This is a genomic window from Metabacillus sp. 84 (genome assembly GCF_050107715.1).
Lineage (GTDB): Bacteria > Bacillota > Bacilli > Bacillales > Bacillaceae > Metabacillus_B.
On the sequence record NZ_JBNILN010000041.1, the window covers coordinates 1 to 255 of the forward strand.

At 38.0% G+C, this 255-nt stretch carries 1 protein-coding gene and 1 pseudogene; both read right to left on the minus strand.

Translation table 11 applies throughout. From position 1 onward, the window contains the following. A pseudogene (locus tag ACQCV8_RS20225) lies at positions 1 to 89 on the minus strand (transposase); the annotation flags it as partial. A 5-nt stretch (positions 90 to 94) separates the two neighbouring features. After that, on the minus strand, positions 95 to 255 hold a 161-nt coding region (locus ACQCV8_RS20230; protein ID WP_426847226.1), incomplete at its 5' end, for a transposase.

Here is a 255-nt window from a genome sequence, read left to right on the forward strand (position 1 = left end):
TCAATATACTCTTTGCTCATATTGCATAAGATAGAAGCCTGTTCTTTTGTAGGAAGCAATTTGATTTTGACTGTGATGGTTTGTGACAGATCATTCACCCCCTTGTTTTTTGTTGTTCGACATAACGATTTATCGTTTCACTCGACACATTTCCTGCGGTAGAAACAAAATAGGAACGTGTCCATAGACTCGGCAAGTGTTGAAGGTGAGGAAATTCCTCTCTCAACTTTTTAGAAGTCACTCCTTTGATTTTTG